Below are 19,069 nucleotides of genomic sequence, written 5' to 3'. Positions count from 1 at the left end.
TCCAGGTGCGGGTTGTCGACGATATCGAGCTCGCCGGTGATGGCCGAGCCCACCGTCTCGGTGATCAGCGCCACCACGATGCTATCCGCCGCGCCGTTGTGCACACGGGCGATCAGCAGGTAGCCGCCGCTGGCGAGCTGTTCCTGGTCAGCGCGCATCTGCAAATGCTGCATCATCAGCTGGGCGAAGGTGATGAAGTCTATGCTTTGCTCCACCACGTATTGCCGCACAAAGCGCGCCATCGGGAAGTTGTCCTCGTCACCCTCGAAACGGCCATAACCCTTGCCGAGCTTTTCGGCATAGTAGGTGCAGAGGTGGTCCACCAGCCGCTGGGCAGAGGCGGTGATAGGCAGGGTGCCGGCACGCAGCTCCACCGTGGCGGGGCCGTGCTGGTCCTTGATGAGCTTGTGGACAATGAGGTCGGAGATACGGTGTTCGAGGACTTGCATGGCGGTACGGGCAGAGAAGATTTGGCCGCTATTGTCCCACGCCTGCCCGGCGAGCTCGCGCAAAATAGCCAACAATATATAGACCCCCATACGCAGCCTGGTCAGCCCCAAGCTAGGTAACCATGCAGGCCCACAGCATGTTCACCCGTACCGCAATGCGCCGCGCCCTTGGCCTGTTGCTCCTGGCCCTGCCGCCCTATGGCCAGGCCGAGGACTACACGCTCTACACCACTACCTTCTCGCGGCTGGTGGCGCCGGATGGCGAAGGGGCCAAGGGTTTATATGTGGAGATCATGCAGCGGGTGGAGCAGGAGACCGGCCACCACTTCCGTTGGGTGTTCCAGCCTTGGCCACGGGCCCAGCTCTCGGCCCAGGGCGATCCGGCCGGGCTGGTCGTCAACCTGACCCGCAGTCCGGAGCGGGAGGCCAAGTACCGCTGGGTCAGCCCCATGGGTTGGGGGCGCTATGGCATCTTCACCCTGCGTGATCAGCCGCTGACGGCAGACAAGCCCATCGGCTACCTGCATGGCTCGGATGTGCTCAACGTCCTGCAGGCGGCGGGCTATGGCAACCTCACGGCGGGGCTCAGTGCAGATTCCAACGCCCGCAAGCTGCAGGCCCGGCGCATAGGCGGCTGGGCGGTGAATATCTGGACCGGCCCCACCACCTATGAGGAGGCCGGTTACGACATTGCCGAGTTACGCGTGCAGCCCATAGGCGAGGCCTGGGACCAGTGGATCGCCGCTTCGCCACAGTTCCCGCAGCCGGTAGCGCTGCAGATCGCCGCTGTCCTGCGCAAGCTCAAGGCAGACGGCACCCTCAAGATGCTGGAAGCCAAGTACTGGCGCCCCTTGCCCGGCTACCCTACGCCCAGCGAGGCGCGCGGCCACTAGGTGGGTTTGGATCCGTTGGCTTTATGTTCCTGGGCGCCTTCGAAAGAGGTGTGTTTGCGGCTGGGATCTGGGTTGCGCAGGTCGTAGACGTTCACGCCGGCCTCGGCGTCGCTGGCGGATTTGTGCAGCCAGTCCGGGTTCTCGATGCAGAAGCGGATGTCCGCCGCACCGGTAGCCCAGCGCTCCAGCACCGAGGCGCGGGAGAATTCATAGTCGGCCGAGGGCAGGGCGCGCACTGCCGGGCGGTAGATCAACTGCACCAGGTCGATCTGCTGCGGCGATGCATGCTTCATCAGCTCCAGCACCGCTGGGTGCTCGTGCATCTCGGGCGGCAGGTGCTTGACCACGTTGTCGATGGCGCGTTTGAGGCTTTGCAGCCGGGTGAGCATGCTGCTGCCGTAGCGGGTACGGCTGGAATACATGATGTTCTTGTGCCGCGCCATGGCGCTCAGGAGGTCGGTGGGCATATCGCCACGGGCGCTGAAGAGATCTACCTGCAGCACCATGCGGTCTTTGTCCGAGCGGTTGTCGAGCACGTAGTGCAGTGGCGTGTTGGAGACGATGCCGCCGTCCCAGTAGTAGGCACCATCGATCTCCACCGGAGCGAAGGCCGGTGGCAGGGCGCCGCTGGCCATGATGTGCTCGGGGCGGATCTCCTGCCGGGTGTTGTCGAAGTAGACCGAGTTGCCGGTCTGTACGTCGACGGCGCCAAGGCTGAGCCGTACCGGCCGGCGGTTGATCAGGTCGAAGTCCACCAGGTCCAGCAGGGTCTGCCGCAGCGGTGTGTTGTCGTAGAAGCTCAGCGCAGTGCGCTGTCCGGGTGGGCCGAAGAAGTCCACACCGGGGCGAGGGGTGTAAAAGCCCTCGATCCCATTGAAGACCGAAAGCCGTGAGCTGAACCAGTTGAAGCCGGTGCGCCAGGGCAGCTCGGCAGGGGCGGGGATCAAGAGACCGGAAGACACCCGCTCCCAGAACTCGCGCAGGCGGGCGACGCGTCGCTCCGGTGGATTGCCGGCAATGATGGCGGCGTTGATCGCGCCGATCGAAACCCCGGCGATCCAGTCCGGGCAATATTCGCTGCCCGATAGTTCCTCATACACCCCGGCCTGGTAGGCGCCCAGGGCGCCGCCACCCTGTAGCACCAGGACGATGCTCTGCAACTGACGCTGAGGTACTGCGGATGGTGCTTCGGGTTTCTTGGCCACGCCTGGTCCTCACTTTAGCCTTGCAGAGCACAACAGCTATGCAAATCAACTTGCCATGCAGTGTAGGTGATCCGGCGGCGGTCAGGGGGCGGCCCCGAACGGTGGGGCGACTGGCAGGTAGTCACCGCGACGGGATTCCATCAGGTAGCGCTCCAGCTTGCCCTCTTCCTGCAAGCGGGTCAGGCCGCGGTTGAAGGTCTCGATCAGTTCACGGGCGCGGGGATGACGGCGGCCCACCGCCAGAAAGTCGTCCTGCGCCACCACCACGCGAGGATGGAAGTCCACTTTCCAGGCATCGGCAGGGAACTGCATAGCCAGGGTGTACTTGGCCTCATCCACATTCATCAGCACCAGGTCCAGCCGGCCTGCCAGCAGCTTGCGAAAGTTGGTGGCGGGGTCGCCCACCCTTTCCACTCGCAACGCCTTCTTGCGCTCGGCTGCCTGGAAGGCATCACCATAGCTGTAGCCAACGTTGGCACCTATGGTTACGCCGCTCAGGTCAGCCAGAGACTGCCAGGTAAAAGGGCGGCTACGCAGGTGGAAAAAAGCGTTGGTCCCGGTTGCGACTGGCCGGCTGAAATAGAACAGCGTTTCACGTTCGCTGGAGTGGGAGATAGGGTAGACACCATCGATCCCGCTGTCTGGCTGCCCGGCCAGGGCAACTGCGCGCGCCCAGGGGTAGTAGACCACTTTCACCTCAAGGCCTTCGCTCTCAAAGGCTTCCCGTACGATGCGGGTGGCAAAGCCGCCATGCTTGAGTCCGGTAGAGGTATAGGGGGGCCACTCCCCGGTTGCCAAGGTCAACGTCTCTGCCTTGGCGACCTGGGCCAACGCACACAGCAGCACTGCCGCCAGGCAGCCTGCCCTCAACCTCCAGTGCACCATGTCTTTGTTATCCGGGTAATGGTGGGCTCGTAGCTTCTACTATAAGCCGTCCCGGCACGGCTTGATGGCTGGCTAGTTGCGGCGTGTGAAGCCGTAGGCCCGCTCCACCTTGCAAACGCGGGTAGCAAAGGCGGCATACCATTCGCGCATGCCCTGTGCCTGCACCAGCTTGTGCTCAGCCTGTTGCTTCCAGGCAGCAATGGCCGCCTCGCTCTCCCAGTAAGAGACAGTAATACCTAGGCCATCTGAGCCGCGGGCAGATTCCACCCCCAGGTAGCCCGGTTGCTCAGCGGCCAGTGCCAGCATGCGCTCGGCGGCTTCTGCGTAGCCTTTGGTCACGTCGGTACGCAGCGAGGTAAAGATCACGGCGTAGTAGGGTGTCTCGGGAAGCGGGGCGATCATGCGTATTCCTTGGTATGGGCAGTGGCTTGCAAACGCTGGGCGATTGCGCGGGCAAAGGCCTGTACCAGCGGTGCTGGTTTGCCCAGAAGCGCGCTGCGCTCCGGCTGGAACAGGGTGGCGACGAAGAAGGGATGGTCATCCAGCTCGACCGCCCGCACCTCGCCGGTTGCGTCCTGCGCCGTGGCGCGCAGCGGGCCGCGCGTCAGCTCGGTACGGAAGTGCGGATTGAGCCCGTAGCGGCAGTGGTAGGTCTCACGAGCGTAGTTCTCGCCGTAGGCCCGGGCTATGCGCGAGCCAGGGGCAAAGGACACTACATTGCTCTCTTCCACCAGCGAGCAGGCCAGGAGGCTGATCACCGCACGTTCGGCCTGCGGGGCTGTCTCTGCATGCTCTGCGTCTGGCCAGCCCAGATGGTGGCGGGCGTATTCGATCACTGCATGCTGAAAGCCGCCGCAGGTGCCGAGAAAGGGCAGGCCATGGCGGCGTGCATGACTGATCGCCAGCAAGGCGCCTTCCATGCTGCGGTAGGGGCTGGCTGGCACGCACCAGATGCCATCGAAGTCGGCCAGCACCTGTTCGCTCCGTATCGCCTCGGTGGGCAGCCAACGGGGTTGGATATCCAGCGCCAATGCGCGGCCGGCATCGGCCAGGGCGGTGGGTATGGCCTGATGGGCGGTCACCGTCGGGTTGTAGTCACCGACCAGCGCAATACGCAGTGGGCGGGGGGCGGTTTGGGCTTCGATGGGCATGCTCATCTCCTTGGGAATAGCGCTGCTTGCCAGCACCAGGAGGGCGACTTTATATTGGCATTGGTGCAATTTAAATTGGTGAAAATGCAAGCCGTGATTGCGTCTGTGCAATATAGGCTTAGCCATGCCGATCTGGCGCTTGTCCTGGCCATGGTGCGTGGTGGCACGCTGGCGCGCGGGGCGGCGCTGCTGCAGGTGGATGTTTCCACCGTGTTCCGCGCGGTACGGCGGCTGGAGCAAGCTTTCGGCACACCGCTGTTCGAGAAAAGCCGCGCAGGCTATGCCCCTAACGAGATCGCCCGGACTCTGGCCGAACAGGCGGAGCGGGCCGAGGAGGCGCTGCAGGCAGCCCAGCTCTCGGTCGAGCAGGACCGAGCGGTCATCAGCGGCACGGTGCGGCTGACCTGCACCGATTCGGTGTTGCACGGCCTCTTGCTGCCTGCCTTGCCACGTTTTATGCCCCAGTACCCCGGTCTGCGGCTGGAACTGACAACCTCCAACGCCTTTGCCAACCTGAGCCGCCGCGATGCCGACCTGGCGCTGCGTCTGACCAATGACCCACCAAGCCACCTGGTAGGCCGTAAGCTCGGTACCGTCGCCTACCATCTTTGCGCGAGTGCGGCCCTTGCTGGCGAAGGTAACCCGGACTGGTCCCGCTTACCCTGGGTGGGGCTGGATGACAGCTTGCCCGACCACCCAACGACGCTTTGGCGACAGCAGCGTTGGCCCTCCGCGGTGCCAGCCTACCGCTGCTCCACCATGCTGGCCGCGGCCGAACTGGTCGCCGCTGGCCTGGGCATCGCCCTGTTGCCGAGCTTTCTGCTACCTCAGCGTAGCGAGCTGGCGGTACTGGAGGGGCCGCTTGCCGATTGTCGTACCGACCTGTGGCTACTCACCCGGCCGGACTGTCGGGCACTCAAGTCGGTCTCGACCTTGTTTGAGGAGTTGGTGCGGCATTTGCAGTTGCCGTCGATGTAGGCCTTGGCGGGTTGGTGCTTAGCGGCTGGCGCCGCTAAATCACAAATGATCAGCGTGTTGACGTGAACTTTAGCTAAGAAATCAGCGACGCCCACTGCGTGACACCACATCCACCCACACCGCCAACACCAGAATGCTGCCCTTCACGATCATCTGCCAATAGGTATCCACATCCAGCATGGACATGCCGTTATCCAGGCTGGCCATGACCAGGGCACCGATCAACGCGCCGTAGACCGTACCCGAACCACCGCGCATGGAGGTGCCGCCGATAAAGCAGGCCGCAATGGCGTCGAGTTCGCTCATATTGCCGGCCGAGGGGGAACCGGCTGCCAACCGGGCGGTGTTGACGATGCCGGCCAGGGCGCACATCAAGCCCATGAGCGCAAAGATGGCGAGCTTGACCCTTTGTACGTTCACGCCAGAGAGCCGGGTGGCTTCCATATTGCTGCCCACGGCGTAGATGCGGCGGCCGAATACCGTCTGGCTGGCGGTGTAGCTGAAGAGGCCGAGCAGGACCAGGAGGATCAGCACCGGTACCGGAATGCCGTCGTAGCCATTGAGGGTACGGATAAACACCAACAGTACCACGCCACCCAGCAGCACCCGTGCCACGTCGCGCCATAGCGGTGCCAGCGGCAGATTGTAGCGGGCGCGGTTCTGGCGCTGCCGTACAGTCAGGAACACCATGATGGCGAACACGCCCAGCGCCAGAAGGTTGCCCAGGAGCTGCGGCAGATAGCCCTGGCCGATATAGACCAGACCCTCCGAGACCGGGGCGATGGTCAACCCGCCGGTCACGCCGAGCAGGATGCCGCGGAAGGCCAGCATGCCACCCAGGCCGACGATAAATGAAGGGACCCGCAGGTAGGCGGTCCAGTAGCCGTTGAAAAGGCCGATCACCACGCCCAGCGCCAGCACGATGGCCAGGTTGAGCGGTAGTGGTACCTTGTAGACCACGTCCAGCACTGCTGCCACGCCGCCCAGGAGACCCAGCAGCGAACCGACCGAGAGGTCGATCTCGCCGGAAACGATCACGAACACCATGCCGCAGGCCAGGATGCCGGTGATGGACATCTGCCTGAGCAGGTTGGAGAGGTTGCGGGGGGTAACAAAGCCACCATCGGTCTTCCAGGCAAAGAAGGCCCAGATCAGGGCGATGGCGACCAGAAGCGCCAGCATCTTGTACTGGCTCAACCAGAGCTTGAGCCTGGCCTTGTCCATGGAGAATCCTTTGTTTGCGCTATCCGGGCTGCGCTGGGCCACTGCGGTTTCAAGCATGGGTCACCCCGTATTCCTTGCGTACGGGCGTGAGCGCGGCGGTCATCACCGCCTCCTGGCTCAGACCGTCGTTGATAAAGTCGCCGCGCAGCTGGCCTTCGCCGATCACCAGCACGCGGTCGCTGATGCCCAGTACCTCAGGCAGCTCGGACGAGACCATGATGATGGCCACGCCTTCCTGGGCCAGTTCGAGGATGAGCTTGTAGATCTCGTACTTGGCGCCCACGTCCACGCCACGGGTGGGTTCGTCGAGGATCAGCACGCGCGGCTTGGGTTGCAGCATCTTGGCCAGCACGGCCTTTTGCTGGTTGCCGCCCGATAGTCCGGTGATGGGCAGGTAGGGGCTGGCGGTCTTGAGCCGAAGCCGTTCGATCTGGCCCTGGACGGCATGCAGTTCGGCCTCGGCATTGATGCGGCCCAAACGCCGAAAGCGCTCCAGTACTGACAGGCTGATGTTCTGCCCCACTCCCAGATCCGGCACGATGCCATGCTGCTTGCGATCCTCCGGCACCATGCAGATGCCGGCGCGGATGGCCTTGAGCGGCGTGCTGGTGTCGATCGGTTTGCCGTCCAGCAGTACCTCCCCCTCCCAGCGGCCGGGGTAGGCGCCAAACAGGGTGGATACGAGCTCAGTCCGACCGGCACCCACCAGCCCGGCAATGCCCAGGATCTCACCGGCCCTCAGGCTGAAGGAGATATCGTCCACCCGCCGCCGGCTGGGGTTCTCCGGGTCGTAGCAGCAGATATTGCGGGCCTCGAGCCGCACCTCGCCGATCTCGTGCGGCACCTTGGGGTAGAGGTTCTTGATCTCGCGCCCCACCATGCGGGTGACGATGCGGTCCACGTCCAGTTCGGCCATGGGCTCGGTGGCCACATGCCTGCCATCGCGGATCACGCTGATGGTGTCGCAGACTGCCGCCACCTCGTCGAGCTTGTGCGAGATATAGACGCAGGCCACGCCCTTGGCCTTGAGGTCGCGGATGATGTCTAGCAGCACCGCGGTCTCGGCCGCGGTCAGCGAGGAAGACGGTTCGTCCAGGATCAGAAGGCGGGCTTGCTTGTTGAGCGCCTTGGCGATCTCGACCAGTTGCTGGTGGCCACCACCGTAGTACATCACCGGCAGGGCGACGTTCATCTCCGGCATCTTGAGCTGGTGCACCAGCTCCTCGGCACGCTGGTGCATGGCGGCGTAGTGCATGCGGCCGCCGGGCAGGGTGATCTCGTTGCCCATGAAGATGTTCTCGGCCACCGAGAGCTGGGGGACCAGCATCAGTTCCTGGTGGATGATGACGATGCCGGCGGCTTCGGTATCGCGTACCGATTGCGCCTTGAGCGGCTTGCCCTCCCAGAGGATCTCGCCTTCCCAGTCACCATGCGGGTAGACCCCGGACAGCACCTTCATCAGGGTGGACTTGCCGGCGCCGTTCTCGCCGCACAGACCGACGCATTCGCCTGGCCGTACCTTGAGATCGATGCCGTCGAGCGCGCGCACACCGCCAAAGGACTTGGCGATACCGCGCATTTCAAGCAGGTATTCGGACATGCTGTGACCTTGTCTCTGCAGCCAAGGGACCAGACGATTGGTCCCTTGGCTGGCTCAACCAGTTCGAAAGCCGACGAGATAGTCCACCTACTCGCGACAGCGAGGGAAGGGAGTAGATTAAATCAGCGAATAACACGTCGACTTTCTGTGGCGCTGAGCGACCGGCTACGCGAAGTCGTTGCCACCTTTAGATGGCTTACTACTTCGGGCTCCTCCTTACGGGGATTGCCGGTCGGAGAGCTGCGGTAGCAGCTCTCCACCATTTTTGTTACTTCGCCGCGATTTGAGCTTGCGTGTAGAAACCGTCCTTGACCAACAGATCGACATTCTCACGGGTCAGCGGGGTAGGCTTGAGCAGCACGGTCTGCACCTTCTTCAGGCCGTTGTCGTACTCCGAGTTGTAGGCGGGCTTCTCGCTACGTGCCAGTTGTACCGAGAGCTTGGCGGCTTCGGAGGCGATCAGCTTGAGCGGCTTGTAGACGGTCATGGACTGGGTGCCGGCGATCACGCGCTTGACGGCGGCGAGGTCGGCATCCTGACCCGAGACCGGTACCTTGCCAGCCAGCTTCTGCGCGGCCAGTGCCTGGATGGCACCACCGGCGGTACCGTCATTGGAGGCCACGATGGCGTCGATCTTGTTGCCGTTGGCGGTCAGGGCGTTCTCGACGATGCTCAGCGCCTCGGTCGGGTTCCAGTCCTTCACCCACTGTTGGCCGACGATCTTGATATCGCCGCGGTCCACATAGGGCTTGAGCACCTTGAGCTGGCCTTCGCGCAGCATCTTGGCGTTGTTGTCGGTGGGCGAGCCGCCTAAGAGGTAAAAGTTGCCCTTGGACTTGGCCTTGACCACGCCTTCGGCCTGCATCTCGCCGACCTTCTCGTTGTCGAAGGAGATATAGGCGTCCACGTCGGCATTGAGGATCAGGCGGTCATAGGACACGACCTTGATGCCGGCCTTCTTGGCTTCCTTGATGGTATTGCCCAGCACGGTGGCATTGAAGGGGACGATCACGATCACGTCCACGCCGCGCGAGATCAGGTTCTCGATCTGGGCGATCTGGCGTTGTTCGCTGGCGTCGGCCGATTGCACGAATACCTTGGCGCCCAGCTTCTCGGCGGCGCCGACAAAGAAGTCGCGGTCACGTGCCCAGCGCTCCACCCGCAGGTCGTCGATCGAGAAACCGATCTTGGGGTTGGCGGCGTCGGCATGGGCCGGCACGGCCATCAGGGCCACGCCGGTGGCGATGGCGCTCAACAACACGGTCTTCAGCTGCTTTTTCATGTCTCTCTCCATTATGGGTTGAACCACGCTTTGCTACGCGGCCGGAGGGCCGCTTGAACCATGCCGTATTGGGACGGCATTGAATCTGTGCTGTATCGGGCTTAGCCGCCCGCTAGGTCGTAGAGCGGCGCCAACTGGCGGTACAGGGCCTGGAACAGCGGTCGGCGCCGTGTCTGGTAAAAGTCATGCCGGGCGGGGTCGGGTTGGTGTAAGGCCACGGCCGGTGGCACCGGGCAGACCTCGGCGAGCGGCGCATCGCCCAGCGCCAACCTGGCCAGCCGTGCGGCACCCAGGGCCGGACCGACCTCGCCACCTTCGCGGCGGGTCAGTGCGCGGCCGCTGATATCGGCCAGCATCTGTACCCAATAGGCGCTACGCGAGCCGCCACCGATCACGGTGATGTCATCGGGGGTGAGACCGCTGGCCTCCAGCGCATCCATGCCGTCCAGGAGGCCCAGGCCCACGCCTTCGAGCGTGGCGCGGGCAAGCGCGGCACGGTCGGTCGCATTGGTCAGGCCAAAGAACGCGCCGGTTGCCTGCGGGTTGTTATGGGGTGTGCGCTCGCCGCTGAGATAGGGCAGGAAGTAGGGGGCGCCGGCCTCGACCTGACCCTGCTCGGCATCGGCCAGCAGGGCAGGTACATCGGGGTAGCCGCAGAGGCCGGCGGTAAAGTCGAGGCAACTGGCGGCCGAGAGCATGACCGACATCAGGTGCCAGGTTTGCGGCAGGGCGTGGCAGAAGCTGTGCACCGCGCCGGCGGGGTTGCTGCGGTAGCCATCGGCAGCGGCGAAATAGACGCCTGAGGTACCGAGCGAGAGCATGGCCTGACCGGCGCTGACGATACCCGCGCCGATGGCGCCGGCGGCGTTGTCGCTGGCCCCAGCGACCAGGGGAATCTCGTTCAGCCCCCAGCGGCGCGCCAGCTCGGGCTTGAGCCGGCCGGTGATCCCGGTGCCCTCGAATAGCTGTGGCATCTGCTGGCGGGAGAGGCCGCTGGCGTCCAGCAAGGCATCGCTCCAGTCACGACGGGCCACATCCAGCCAGAGGGTGCCGGCAGCGTCCGACATGTCGGTGGCGTAATCGCCACTCAATTGGTAGCGCAGGTAGTCCTTGGGCAGCAGCATCTTGGCAATGCGCTTGAATACCTCGGGCTCGTGCCGCGCCAACCAGAGCAACTTTGGAGCGGTGAAGCCGGGCATCATCAGGTTGCCGGTGATCTTGCGGGCCTCGGGCACCCGCTGCTCCAGCAGCAGGCACTCGGCGTGGGCGCGGCCGTCGTTCCAGAGTATGGCGGGGCGCAGGACTTCGCCCTGGGCATCCAACACCGTGGCGCCGTGCATCTGCCCGGTCAGGCCTATGGCCTGGATGCTGGCAGGCGCCAGCCCGGCCGCCATCACCTGGGTCATCAGGCTGTCCATGGCCAGTTGGCAAGCCTGCCACCAGTCGGCTGGCTGCTGCTCGCTCCAGAGCGGCTGTGGCCGGTTCACGCTCAGCGGCGCGGTGGCGCTGGCCGCCACCTTGCCGCTGCGGTCGAGCAAGATGGCCTTGAGGCCGGAGGTACCAAGATCGATGCCGATATACATGGGGTAGCTGTCGTTCTACAAAGTCAGTCGGGCTTGCTGGCTAGCTTCCGGTGCCGCTGTCCAGGCGGCAATGCCGTAAACCGCCGGAAGCACTCATGTTTTTTGGCTGTGCAGTGCAACAAATCGTGTTGAGGCCCAAGCGGTTGTCGCCGCTTAAAAGACGCCCGGCACGGGCCGGGCGTATCAGTTGCCGGTAGGCACCGGCGGAACGAAGTGCACCATGTTGCTCAGGGATCAACCGAAGATCGCGCGGTTGACCATGTTCTCGAGGTACTCCTGCCGGCCGCTGACCGCCTGCGGGTGCAGGTCGCGCTGGATCGCGAGCTGGGCGAGGTCCTGCAACGAGAGTTGGCCGGCCAGGATCTGGCGGCCGAAATCGCTGTCCCAGCCGGCGTAGCGGCGGGCCTTGAACTGCGCCAGCAGATCGTTCTCCAGCAGGCGGGCGGCGCGCTCCAGCGCCAGCGCCAGCGCATCCATGGCGCCCACGTGGCCGTGGAACAGGTCCTCGGCGTCCAGGCTCTGGCGCCTTACCTTGGCGTCGAAGTTGAAGCCACCGTTACCGAGGCCGCCGCCCTTGAGGATCTCGTACAACGCCAGCGTCAGCTCTTCCACGCTGTTGGGGAACTGGTCGGTGTCCCAGCCGTTTTGCGTGTCGCCACGGTTGGCATCGATGCTGCCCATGATGCCAAGCGAGACGGCGGTGGCGATCTCGTGCTGAAAACTGTGGCCGGCCAGAGTGGCGTGATTGGCCTCGATATTGACCTTGATCTCCTTCTCCAGCCCGAACTGCTGCAGAAAGCCAAATACGGTGGCGCTGTCGTAGTCGTACTGGTGCTTGGTGGGTTCCTGCGGCTTGGGCTCGATCAGGATGGTGCCTTTGAACCCCAGCTTGTGCTTGTGCTCCACCACCATCTGCATAAAGCGGCCCAGCTGCTCTCGTTCGCGCTTGAGTTCGGTATTGAGCAGCGTGTCGTACCCCTCGCGGCCACCCCACAGCACATAGTTGGCACCGCCCAACTGGTGGGTGGCGTTGAGGGCGGTGAAGACCTGGGTGGCGGCGTAGGCGAACACCTCGGGGTTGGGGTTGCTGGCGGCACCGGCGGCGTAGCGCGGGTTGCTGAAGCAGTTGGCGGTACCCCAGAGCAGGCGGATGCCGGTTTCTTCCTGCTTTTGGGCCAGTACCTCAAGCATGGCGGCGAAGTTGTTGCGGTATTCGGCTAGGTTATTGCCTTCCGGGGCTACATCGGTGTCGTGGAAGGTGTAGAAGGGGGCGCCCAGGCGGGAGAAAAAATCAAAAGCGACGTCGGCCTTGGCGCGGGCCTGGGCCATGGGCTCGGCCGGCGCATGCCAGGGGCGTTGGAAGGTGCCGGCGCCAAATACGTCCGACCCTGGCCAGACGAAGGTGTGCCAGTAACAGACGGCAAAGCGTAGATGCTCCTGCATGGACTTGCCCAGTACCAGCCTATCGGCATCGTAGTGGCGGAAGGCCAGGGCAGATTGGCTCTCCGGGCCTTCGTAGCGGATGGCGGGGATGGCGTCGAAGTAGGACATGGTGCGGCTTCCTTGCGGTATGCGGTGGTCAGATGGGTCGCATCGTGCCGCCGGGGCCGGGGGACGAACAATTACGAAATCCGCCAGCCTCGCTACCGATTCTTGTTGTTGCAGTCGCACATGGGCCGGCGCGGCATAGAATGCGTGCATTCCGGCAAGAGACCGGGGAGACACGCATGAGCCGAGCCCAAACCGCGCACCGCATCGCCTTGCTGTTCAATGCCAACAAGATCTACGACCGCGAGATCATTACCGGCATCGGCGCCTACCTGAGCAGTACCCGGGTGGCCTGGGACCTCTTTCTGGAAGAGGACTTCCTGTGCCGGCTCGATGGCATCGAGCACTGGCAGGGCGACGGCATCATTGCCGACTTCGACGACCCGGCCGTTTGCGAGAGCCTGCGCCGCAGCCCCTTGCCGGTGGTGGCGGTGGGTGGCTCCTACGAGGATGAACGTGACTACCCGCTGGGCCTGCCCTATGTCGCGACCGACAATTTCAAGCTGGTGCGGCTGGCCTACGACCATCTGATCGAAGCCGGGCTGCAGCGCTTTGCGCTCTACAGTTTGCCGACGGCCCAGGGCAACCGCTGGGCGCAGGAGCGCGAGAAGGCCTTCCGCCGCCTCTTGGCGCGGGATGGCTTCCCGATAGAGATCTACCAGGGCCTGGCGACCAGCGCGCCGGGCTGGAACAGCTCGGTGGAACAACTGATCGCCTGGCTGGAAGGGCTGCCTAAGCCGGTCGGCATCATCGCAGTGACCGATGCGCGCGCCCGGCAGCTGATGCAGGCCTGTTTGATGGCCGGCATCTCGGTGCCGCAGGAGGTGGCCTTGATCGGCATAGACAACGACCCGCTGGCCCGTACCCTCACGCGCATACCGCTGAGCTCGGTGATCCAGGGGGCGGAGGAAATGGGCCGCACCGCCGCTCACTTGCTGCACCAGATGCTGGGTGGGGTACGCCTGCCGGCCACGCGCATCCTGGTGCCGCCGGTGGGCATCAATGTGCTGGCCTCCAGCCAGCATGAGGCGCTCAACAGCCCCTACGTGATGCGCGCGCGGCACTATATCCGCCAGTACGCCTGCCAGGGCATCAAGACCGAGCAGGTGGCGGACTATGTGGGCGTCTCGCGCTCCTCGCTGGAGGGCTATTTCCGGCGCGAGCTGCACTGTACGGTGCACCAGGAGATCTTGCGCTTCAAGCTGGACCACGCCTGCGCGCTGCTGGCCGACCATGACCTGAGCAGTGCCGAGATCGCCATCCGCTGCGGCTTTACCTCGCCGCAGTACATGCACGCGGTGTTCAAGCGCGAGCTTGGCTGCACCCCGCGCGAATACCAGGAACGCCAGCAGTCGACCCCGACCCTGGCCACAAGGACACAATGACGCCATGACCAGCTATCCCGTCACCACCCAGGACTGGGGCAATTACCGCCTGTTCCAGCTGCGCAATGCCCAGGACATGCGGGTGCTGATCAGCGATTTGGGCGCCACACTGGTGTCCTGGCATGCACCGGATCGCTCCGGCCGTCTGGCCGACATATTGCTGGGTCATGCCGGCCCGGAAGGTTATGAGAACAATGGGCCGTATTTCGGCTCCCAGGTCGGCCGGTGGGCCAACCGCATCCGTGACGGCCGCTTTACGTTGGATGGCGTGCCATACCAGGTGGATCGCAACCAGGGCGGGCAGCACCATCTGCATGGCGGGCATGCCGGCTTCCACCAGCAGGTGTGGGCGGTGGCGGCCTCTGACGGTGGGCTGGTCTTTTCCCTGCAGTCGGCGGAAGGGGAGGCGGGTTTCCCCGGTACGCTGCGGGTGGAAGTGCGTTACTCCCTGGATGATGACGGCACCCTACGCATGGACTACCAGGCAGTGAGCGACGCGCCCACGCCGATCAGCCTGACCGCACACCCCTATTTCAATCTCAATGGCGGCGAGGCCGACATAGGCGACCACCTGTTGCAGATAGCCGCCGACCAATACCTGCAGGTGGATGAATCTCTGATTCCGGTTGCGCGTTGCGCGGTCGCCGGCAGCGCCTTCGACTTCCTCCAGCCGGCACCCATAGGCGCACGGCTAGCCTGGCCTGACGGACAGTTGGCCATAGCCGGCGGTTTTGACCATTGCTATTGCCTGAACGGCGGCACCCAGGCGTTGCGGCCCGTTGCCGAGGTCTATGACCCGACCTCGGGCCGCGAGCTGAGGGTCAGTACCACCGAACCTGGACTGCAGTTCTACAGCGGCAACTTCCTGGATGGTGCAGAAGGGCGCCGCCGCTATCGGGCACATGATGGCTTTTGCCTGGAAGCGCAACGCTACCCGGACCAGGTCAACGGCCCGGACGCCGAGGCGGCCATACTGCGGCCGGGGCAGCGCTACCAGCAGACGACGTGTTACCGCTTGGGTGTGCGGCGTTAGCAATGTAGGCCCAATAAAAACGCCCGGTTGTTTCGGGCGTTTTTGTTAAGTGCAGTGCTCGCGCTTCACTCTTTAGGGTTCTTCGGCATCAGGTGGCCCATGCGATCGCGCTTGGTCTGCAGGTAGCGGGTGTTCTTGGCGTGCACCGCCGGCAGGTGCGCCTCGCGTTGGGCAACGGTAATACCGGCCGATTCGATGGCCTCGATCTTGCGCGGGTTGTTGCTCATCAGGCGGACCGATTGCACACCCAGGTCCTTGAGAATGGCGATGCCGGCGCTGTAGTCACGGTCATCTACCGGCAGGCCCAGTTGCAGGTTGGCGTCGACAGTATCGAGGCCCTTGTCCTGCAGGGCATAGGCCTGGATCTTGTGACCCAGGCCGATGCCACGGCCCTCGTGGCCGCGCAGGTAAACGAGCACGCCCAGGCCTTCCTTGGCGATACGGCACAGGGCAGTATCCAGCTGCTCGCCGCAATCGCAGCGCTGAGAGCCAAGAGCGTCGCCGGTCAGGCATTCGGAATGCAGCCGCACCAGCAAGGGGGCGGCAGTCACCTCGCCCATGCACAGGGCCAGGTGCTCCACGCCGCGTTCGTCGCGATAGGCGTGGGTGATGAATTCGCCATAGCGGGTGGGGAGCTTGGTGACGGCCAGCTTTTCTACGATATGGGTGGTGTATTCGTCTTGTGGCGAGGTCATAGATGCTTTCCCTGGTGTAGATCGGGAAGTGCAGTTGCAGTGTTTCCCCGACGAATCCCCTAGATGCGGCCACGCGCCTGGATTTCAAGCCCCAGCATAGCGCATGGCCTGTTACACCGCCCGGCAGGCGCCAGGCGGTGTGATATCAGGGTGCCGGTGCGGCTGGCTTGTTCAGGTAGACCACGCCGCCTTTCATGACAAAGCGTACCCGCTGCAGCTCGGTGATGTCCTTGAGCGGGTCGCCGCCCACCGCGATCAGGTCGGCGTATTTACCAGCTTCCAGGGAACCCAGTTCCTGCTCCTTGCCCAATAACCGCGCCGCCTCGATGGTGCCGGACTGGATAGATTGCAAGGGCGAGAGGCCCAACTGGGTATAGACCGCAAACTCGCCGGCATTGAGGCCATGCGGGTAGACCGCCGAATCGGTACCAAGCGCGATCTTCACCCCGGCGCGGAAGGCGCGGGCCACATTCTTGCGCGCCTCCGGCACCACTACCCGGGCCTTGGCCACCAGTGGCAGCGGGAACCGTAGCTTTTCGGCATTGGCCAGGAACCAGTCACCCAGGAACAGGGTAGGGACCAGATAGGTGCCGTGTTCCTTCATCAGCCGGATCGACTCATCGTCGATATAGGAGCCATGCTCGATCGAATCCACACCGGCCAGTACCGCCAGCTTGATGCCGTCGCCACCGTGGGCATGGGCGGCCACCTTGCGGCCCAGCCGGTGTGCCTCCTCGACGATAGCCTTCATCTCTTCCAGCCGGTATTGCGAGGCCTTGGGGTCGTCGCGGAAGGACAGCACGCCACCGGTAGAACAGATCTTGATCACGTCGGCGCCGTATTTGATCACCTCGCGGGTCTTGCGCCGCACCGCATCCACGCCGTCGGCCACCCCCTCGCCAACGATCTTGTATTCCGGCGCGTGCAGGGTGTCGTCGCAATGGCCGCCGGTAATGCCCAAGGCCGGGCCCGACGCCACCACCCGCGGGCCGGGCACGTCCCCGGCGTCGATGGCATCGCGCAGCGCCACATCGGCATAGCCGTTGGCACCGACATTGCGCACCGCCGTAAAGCCCGCCTCCAGCGTCACCCGGGCATTGCGTGCGCCCTTGAGCGCCTCGCGCGGGACCGAGACCGCCACCGAGGAATAACCGATGTCCTCTGGCGAGAAGGTCAGGTGAGTGTGCATGTCGATCAAACCCGGCAAGAGGGTCAAATTGCCCAGGTCGATCACCTCGGCCCCCTGCGTGGCGGTCTCATCCGGTGCCAGGGTCTTGATCTTGCCGTCCACGATCAAGAGCCTCGGCTGCTGGATCAACTGCCCGCTCTTCACGTCCAGCATCTGCCCTGCCCGCAGCAGGATGGGCTTGGCTGGCTCGGCCCAGCCAAGCAGGGCGATCAGCGAAAACAAAAGTGCGTAGCTACGTCTTGCCATGCCTGTTACCCCTCTTGGTCTTTGTTTGTACGGGATGGTGCGGCGCTGAGCCCGGTTCGCGGGCGTGCGGCGCCGGGGCCCAGTGTGCCGCCCGGCGATGCTAAAGAGAGGAAATATTGTGGCTTCTGGGCCAAACTGTGGGTGCGGAGCAAATACTCTAAGTAGTTCTGCGTAGGAGACGGCGCGTACTGTTGTGGATAGCCACCGGTGCGCGTAAGCATAAAGATGCGCAGCGTCGCATCGAAAGCTGGCCCAGCCATATAACTACAAGCGGGCGACGCCCCACCGGCGTGTTGCGGAAGCCTCCGCTGCAGGCAGGGTAGGGCGCCTTACCGGCCTCGCCGCCGGGAACGGCCATGACCACCACCATCCAAAGAAGGAGCTTTTCCGTGAAATTCCAAGTCAAGTTGCTTGCCGCCGCCATTGCTCTCACCGGTAGCGCCTTTGCCGCAGACAGCATCAAGATCGCCCTGACCGGCCCCTTCAGTGGTGGCTCCGCCCCCATGGGTGTGTCCACCCGCGACGGTGCCAAGCTGGCGATCCAGGAGATCAACGCTGCAGGTGGCGTGAACTTTGGCGGCAAGAAGCATCCGATCGAGATCGTCGAGCGTGACGATGAGGCCAAGAACGAGCGCGGCGCGCTGGTCGCTCAGGAAATCGCCTCCATGGACGACGTGGTGGCCGTGGTCGGCACCGCCAATACCGGCGTGGTGCTGGCCGGCGACAAGTTCTACCAGCAGGCCAAGAAGCTGCGCATCATCTCGGTGGCGGCCGGTAGCGCCGCCATGGGCCAGTGGATCAAGGAGGGCAACGTCGTACCCAAGGGCGAGCTCTATATGTTCCGCTTCTCGGCCAACGACGGCGTACAGTCCGAGACCATCCTCGAGGAAGCCATCAAGCGCCGTGGTCTGAAGAAGGTCGCCATCCTGGCCGACGACACCAACTATGGTGTATCGGGCCGTGACGACCTGATGTCGCGCCTCAAGAACATGCCGGGCGTGGAAGTGGTGACCGTGGAGAAGTTCTCCATCGGCTCCAAGGATATGACCGCCCAGCTGCTCAAGGCCAAGATGGCCGGCGCACAGGGCCTCTTCGTGGTCGGCATCGGCCCTGAGCTGGCTGCCATTGCCACCGGCATGACCAAACTGGGCTTCAAGGTACCGATGCTGGGCTCCTGGACCCTCTCCATGGGCAACTTCCTAGACAACGCTGGTGCCGCCGCCAATGGCGCGATGATGCCGCAGACCTTTATCCAGGAAGACTACACCCCGCGCGCCAAGGCCTTTATCAAGAACTACCAGGCCGCCTACAAGGTTGACCGCATCCCCTCGCCGGTTTCGGCCGCCCAGGGCTACGACAGCGTCAAGCTGCTGGCTGCTGCCATCGAGCAGGCTGGCAGCACCGACAGCAAGGCGGTGAAGGATGCGCTCGAGAACCTGCAAAAGCCGGTTGAAGGCGCCATCGCCAAGTGGGTGAAGCCCTACAGCACCTGGGACCCGGCCCGCCCTGAAAGCCACGAAGCCTTCCGCAAGGATCGCGTGGTGGTCGGTGTGGTCAAGGATGGCCGCGTGACCTTTGCCAATGCCGAAGACAAGAAGCGCCTCGAGCAACTCGATAAATAAGCGCCTGTCTTGATGGATGCGGCTGGCCCCGTTTCGGGCCGCTGCATCGTGCAATGGGGATTCCCTCCGCCGCTTGGCAAGCCCGCCAGGTGGCGGCGGGG

General features: G+C 64.0%; 17 protein-coding genes. 5 read left to right on the top strand and 12 right to left on the bottom strand.

Annotated elements, in window-relative coordinates; translation table 11 throughout:
- The coding region (locus VIM95_RS01230) for a nucleoid-associated protein (RefSeq protein WP_331981898.1) at window positions 1–449 on the bottom strand (449 nt) is incomplete at its 3' end.
- Between the two features lie 137 nt (window positions 450–586).
- On the opposite strand from VIM95_RS01230, the gene VIM95_RS01225 reads away from it, so the two are divergent.
- Complete coding sequence (locus VIM95_RS01225; RefSeq protein ID WP_331981895.1) at window positions 587–1,342, top strand: substrate-binding periplasmic protein; 756 nt, start codon at window positions 587–589, stop codon at window positions 1,340–1,342.
- Here VIM95_RS01225 and VIM95_RS01220 read toward each other — a convergent pair.
- The 4 genes from VIM95_RS01220 to VIM95_RS01205 all read right to left on the bottom strand — a co-directional run bounded on the left by VIM95_RS01220 (window position 1,339) and on the right by VIM95_RS01205 (window position 4,583).
- Window positions 1,339–2,547 (bottom strand): patatin-like phospholipase family protein, encoded by a 1,209-nt coding sequence (locus VIM95_RS01220; protein ID WP_331981892.1) that lies wholly within the window; start codon window positions 2,545–2,547, stop codon window positions 1,339–1,341. The genes VIM95_RS01225 and VIM95_RS01220 overlap by 4 nt on opposite strands.
- Before the next feature lie 81 nt (window positions 2,548–2,628).
- The gene (locus VIM95_RS01215; RefSeq protein WP_331981890.1) at window positions 2,629–3,432 is read right to left on the bottom strand and encodes a substrate-binding periplasmic protein; all 804 of its coding nucleotides are present in this window, start codon (window positions 3,430–3,432) and stop codon (window positions 2,629–2,631) included.
- Window positions 3,433–3,504: 72 nt separating this feature from the next.
- Window positions 3,505–3,834: an antibiotic biosynthesis monooxygenase gene (locus VIM95_RS01210; protein WP_331981887.1), complete on the bottom strand. Its 330-nt coding sequence runs from the start codon at window positions 3,832–3,834 to the stop codon at window positions 3,505–3,507.
- Window positions 3,831–4,583 (bottom strand): CTP synthase C-terminal region-related (seleno)protein, encoded by a 753-nt coding sequence (locus VIM95_RS01205; protein WP_331981884.1) that lies wholly within the window; start codon window positions 4,581–4,583, stop codon window positions 3,831–3,833. Before VIM95_RS01205 ends, VIM95_RS01210 begins: the two co-directional genes overlap by 4 nt.
- A gap of 105 nt (window positions 4,584–4,688) precedes the next feature.
- Between VIM95_RS01205 and VIM95_RS01200 the strand changes: the two genes are divergently transcribed.
- Window positions 4,689–5,561 carry a LysR family transcriptional regulator gene (locus VIM95_RS01200; protein ID WP_331981881.1) on the top strand — a complete coding sequence of 291 codons (873 nt, stop codon included), beginning with the start codon at window positions 4,689–4,691 and terminating at the stop codon, window positions 5,559–5,561.
- A gap of 81 nt (window positions 5,562–5,642) precedes the next feature.
- Here the strand turns inward: VIM95_RS01200 and VIM95_RS01195 are convergent, their stop codons facing one another.
- The 5 genes from VIM95_RS01195 to xylA form a co-directional block, all read right to left on the bottom strand.
- The gene (locus VIM95_RS01195; protein ID WP_331981878.1) at window positions 5,643–6,842 is read right to left on the bottom strand and encodes a sugar ABC transporter permease; all 1,200 of its coding nucleotides are present in this window, start codon (window positions 6,840–6,842) and stop codon (window positions 5,643–5,645) included.
- Entirely contained in the window at window positions 6,835–8,385 is a 1,551-nt protein-coding gene (gene xylG, locus VIM95_RS01190; RefSeq protein ID WP_331981875.1) for a D-xylose ABC transporter ATP-binding protein, read from the bottom strand. Before xylG ends, VIM95_RS01195 begins: the two co-directional genes overlap by 8 nt.
- A 268-nt stretch (window positions 8,386–8,653) precedes the next feature.
- The gene (gene xylF, locus VIM95_RS01185) at window positions 8,654–9,667 is read right to left on the bottom strand and encodes a D-xylose ABC transporter substrate-binding protein (RefSeq protein ID WP_331981873.1); all 1,014 of its coding nucleotides are present in this window, start codon (window positions 9,665–9,667) and stop codon (window positions 8,654–8,656) included.
- A gap of 101 nt (window positions 9,668–9,768) precedes the next feature.
- A complete protein-coding gene (gene xylB / locus VIM95_RS01180) occupies window positions 9,769–11,250 on the bottom strand; it encodes a xylulokinase (protein WP_331981870.1) in 1,482 nt (493 codons plus the stop codon).
- A 234-nt stretch (window positions 11,251–11,484) separates the two neighbouring features.
- Window positions 11,485–12,801 carry a xylose isomerase gene (gene xylA / locus VIM95_RS01175; RefSeq protein ID WP_331981867.1) on the bottom strand — a complete coding sequence of 439 codons (1,317 nt, stop codon included), beginning with the start codon at window positions 12,799–12,801 and terminating at the stop codon, window positions 11,485–11,487.
- Between the two features lie 176 nt (window positions 12,802–12,977).
- Between xylA and VIM95_RS01170 the strand changes: the two genes are divergently transcribed.
- Both VIM95_RS01170 and VIM95_RS01165 read left to right on the top strand, forming a co-directional pair.
- Entirely contained in the window at window positions 12,978–14,183 is a 1,206-nt protein-coding gene (locus tag VIM95_RS01170; RefSeq protein ID WP_331981864.1) for a DNA-binding transcriptional regulator, read from the top strand.
- Window positions 14,184–14,187: 4 nt separating this feature from the next.
- Window positions 14,188–15,216, top strand: a complete 1,029-nt coding sequence (locus tag VIM95_RS01165; RefSeq protein ID WP_331981861.1) for an aldose epimerase family protein — start codon at window positions 14,188–14,190, stop codon at window positions 15,214–15,216.
- 65 nt (window positions 15,217–15,281) lie between these two features.
- On the opposite strand, the gene ribA is transcribed toward VIM95_RS01165, so the two are convergent.
- Both ribA and VIM95_RS01155 read right to left on the bottom strand, forming a co-directional pair.
- Window positions 15,282–15,911 carry a GTP cyclohydrolase II gene (gene ribA, locus VIM95_RS01160; protein ID WP_331981858.1) on the bottom strand — a complete coding sequence of 210 codons (630 nt, stop codon included), beginning with the start codon at window positions 15,909–15,911 and terminating at the stop codon, window positions 15,282–15,284.
- A 145-nt stretch (window positions 15,912–16,056) separates the two neighbouring features.
- Window positions 16,057–17,346 (bottom strand): amidohydrolase family protein, encoded by a 1,290-nt coding sequence (locus VIM95_RS01155; RefSeq protein WP_331981856.1) that lies wholly within the window; start codon window positions 17,344–17,346, stop codon window positions 16,057–16,059.
- Window positions 17,347–17,735: 389 nt separating this feature from the next.
- On the opposite strand from VIM95_RS01155, the gene VIM95_RS01150 reads away from it, so the two are divergent.
- Window positions 17,736–18,968: an ABC transporter substrate-binding protein gene (locus tag VIM95_RS01150; RefSeq protein ID WP_331981854.1), complete on the top strand. Its 1,233-nt coding sequence runs from the start codon at window positions 17,736–17,738 to the stop codon at window positions 18,966–18,968.
- Window positions 18,969–19,069 lie beyond the last annotated feature (101 nt).

The organism is Chitinimonas sp., from assembly GCF_036568685.1.
In the GTDB taxonomy this organism is placed as follows: domain Bacteria; phylum Pseudomonadota; class Gammaproteobacteria; order Burkholderiales; family Chitinimonadaceae; genus Chitinimonas.
This window is presented reverse-complemented; position numbering and strand designations above follow the sequence as displayed.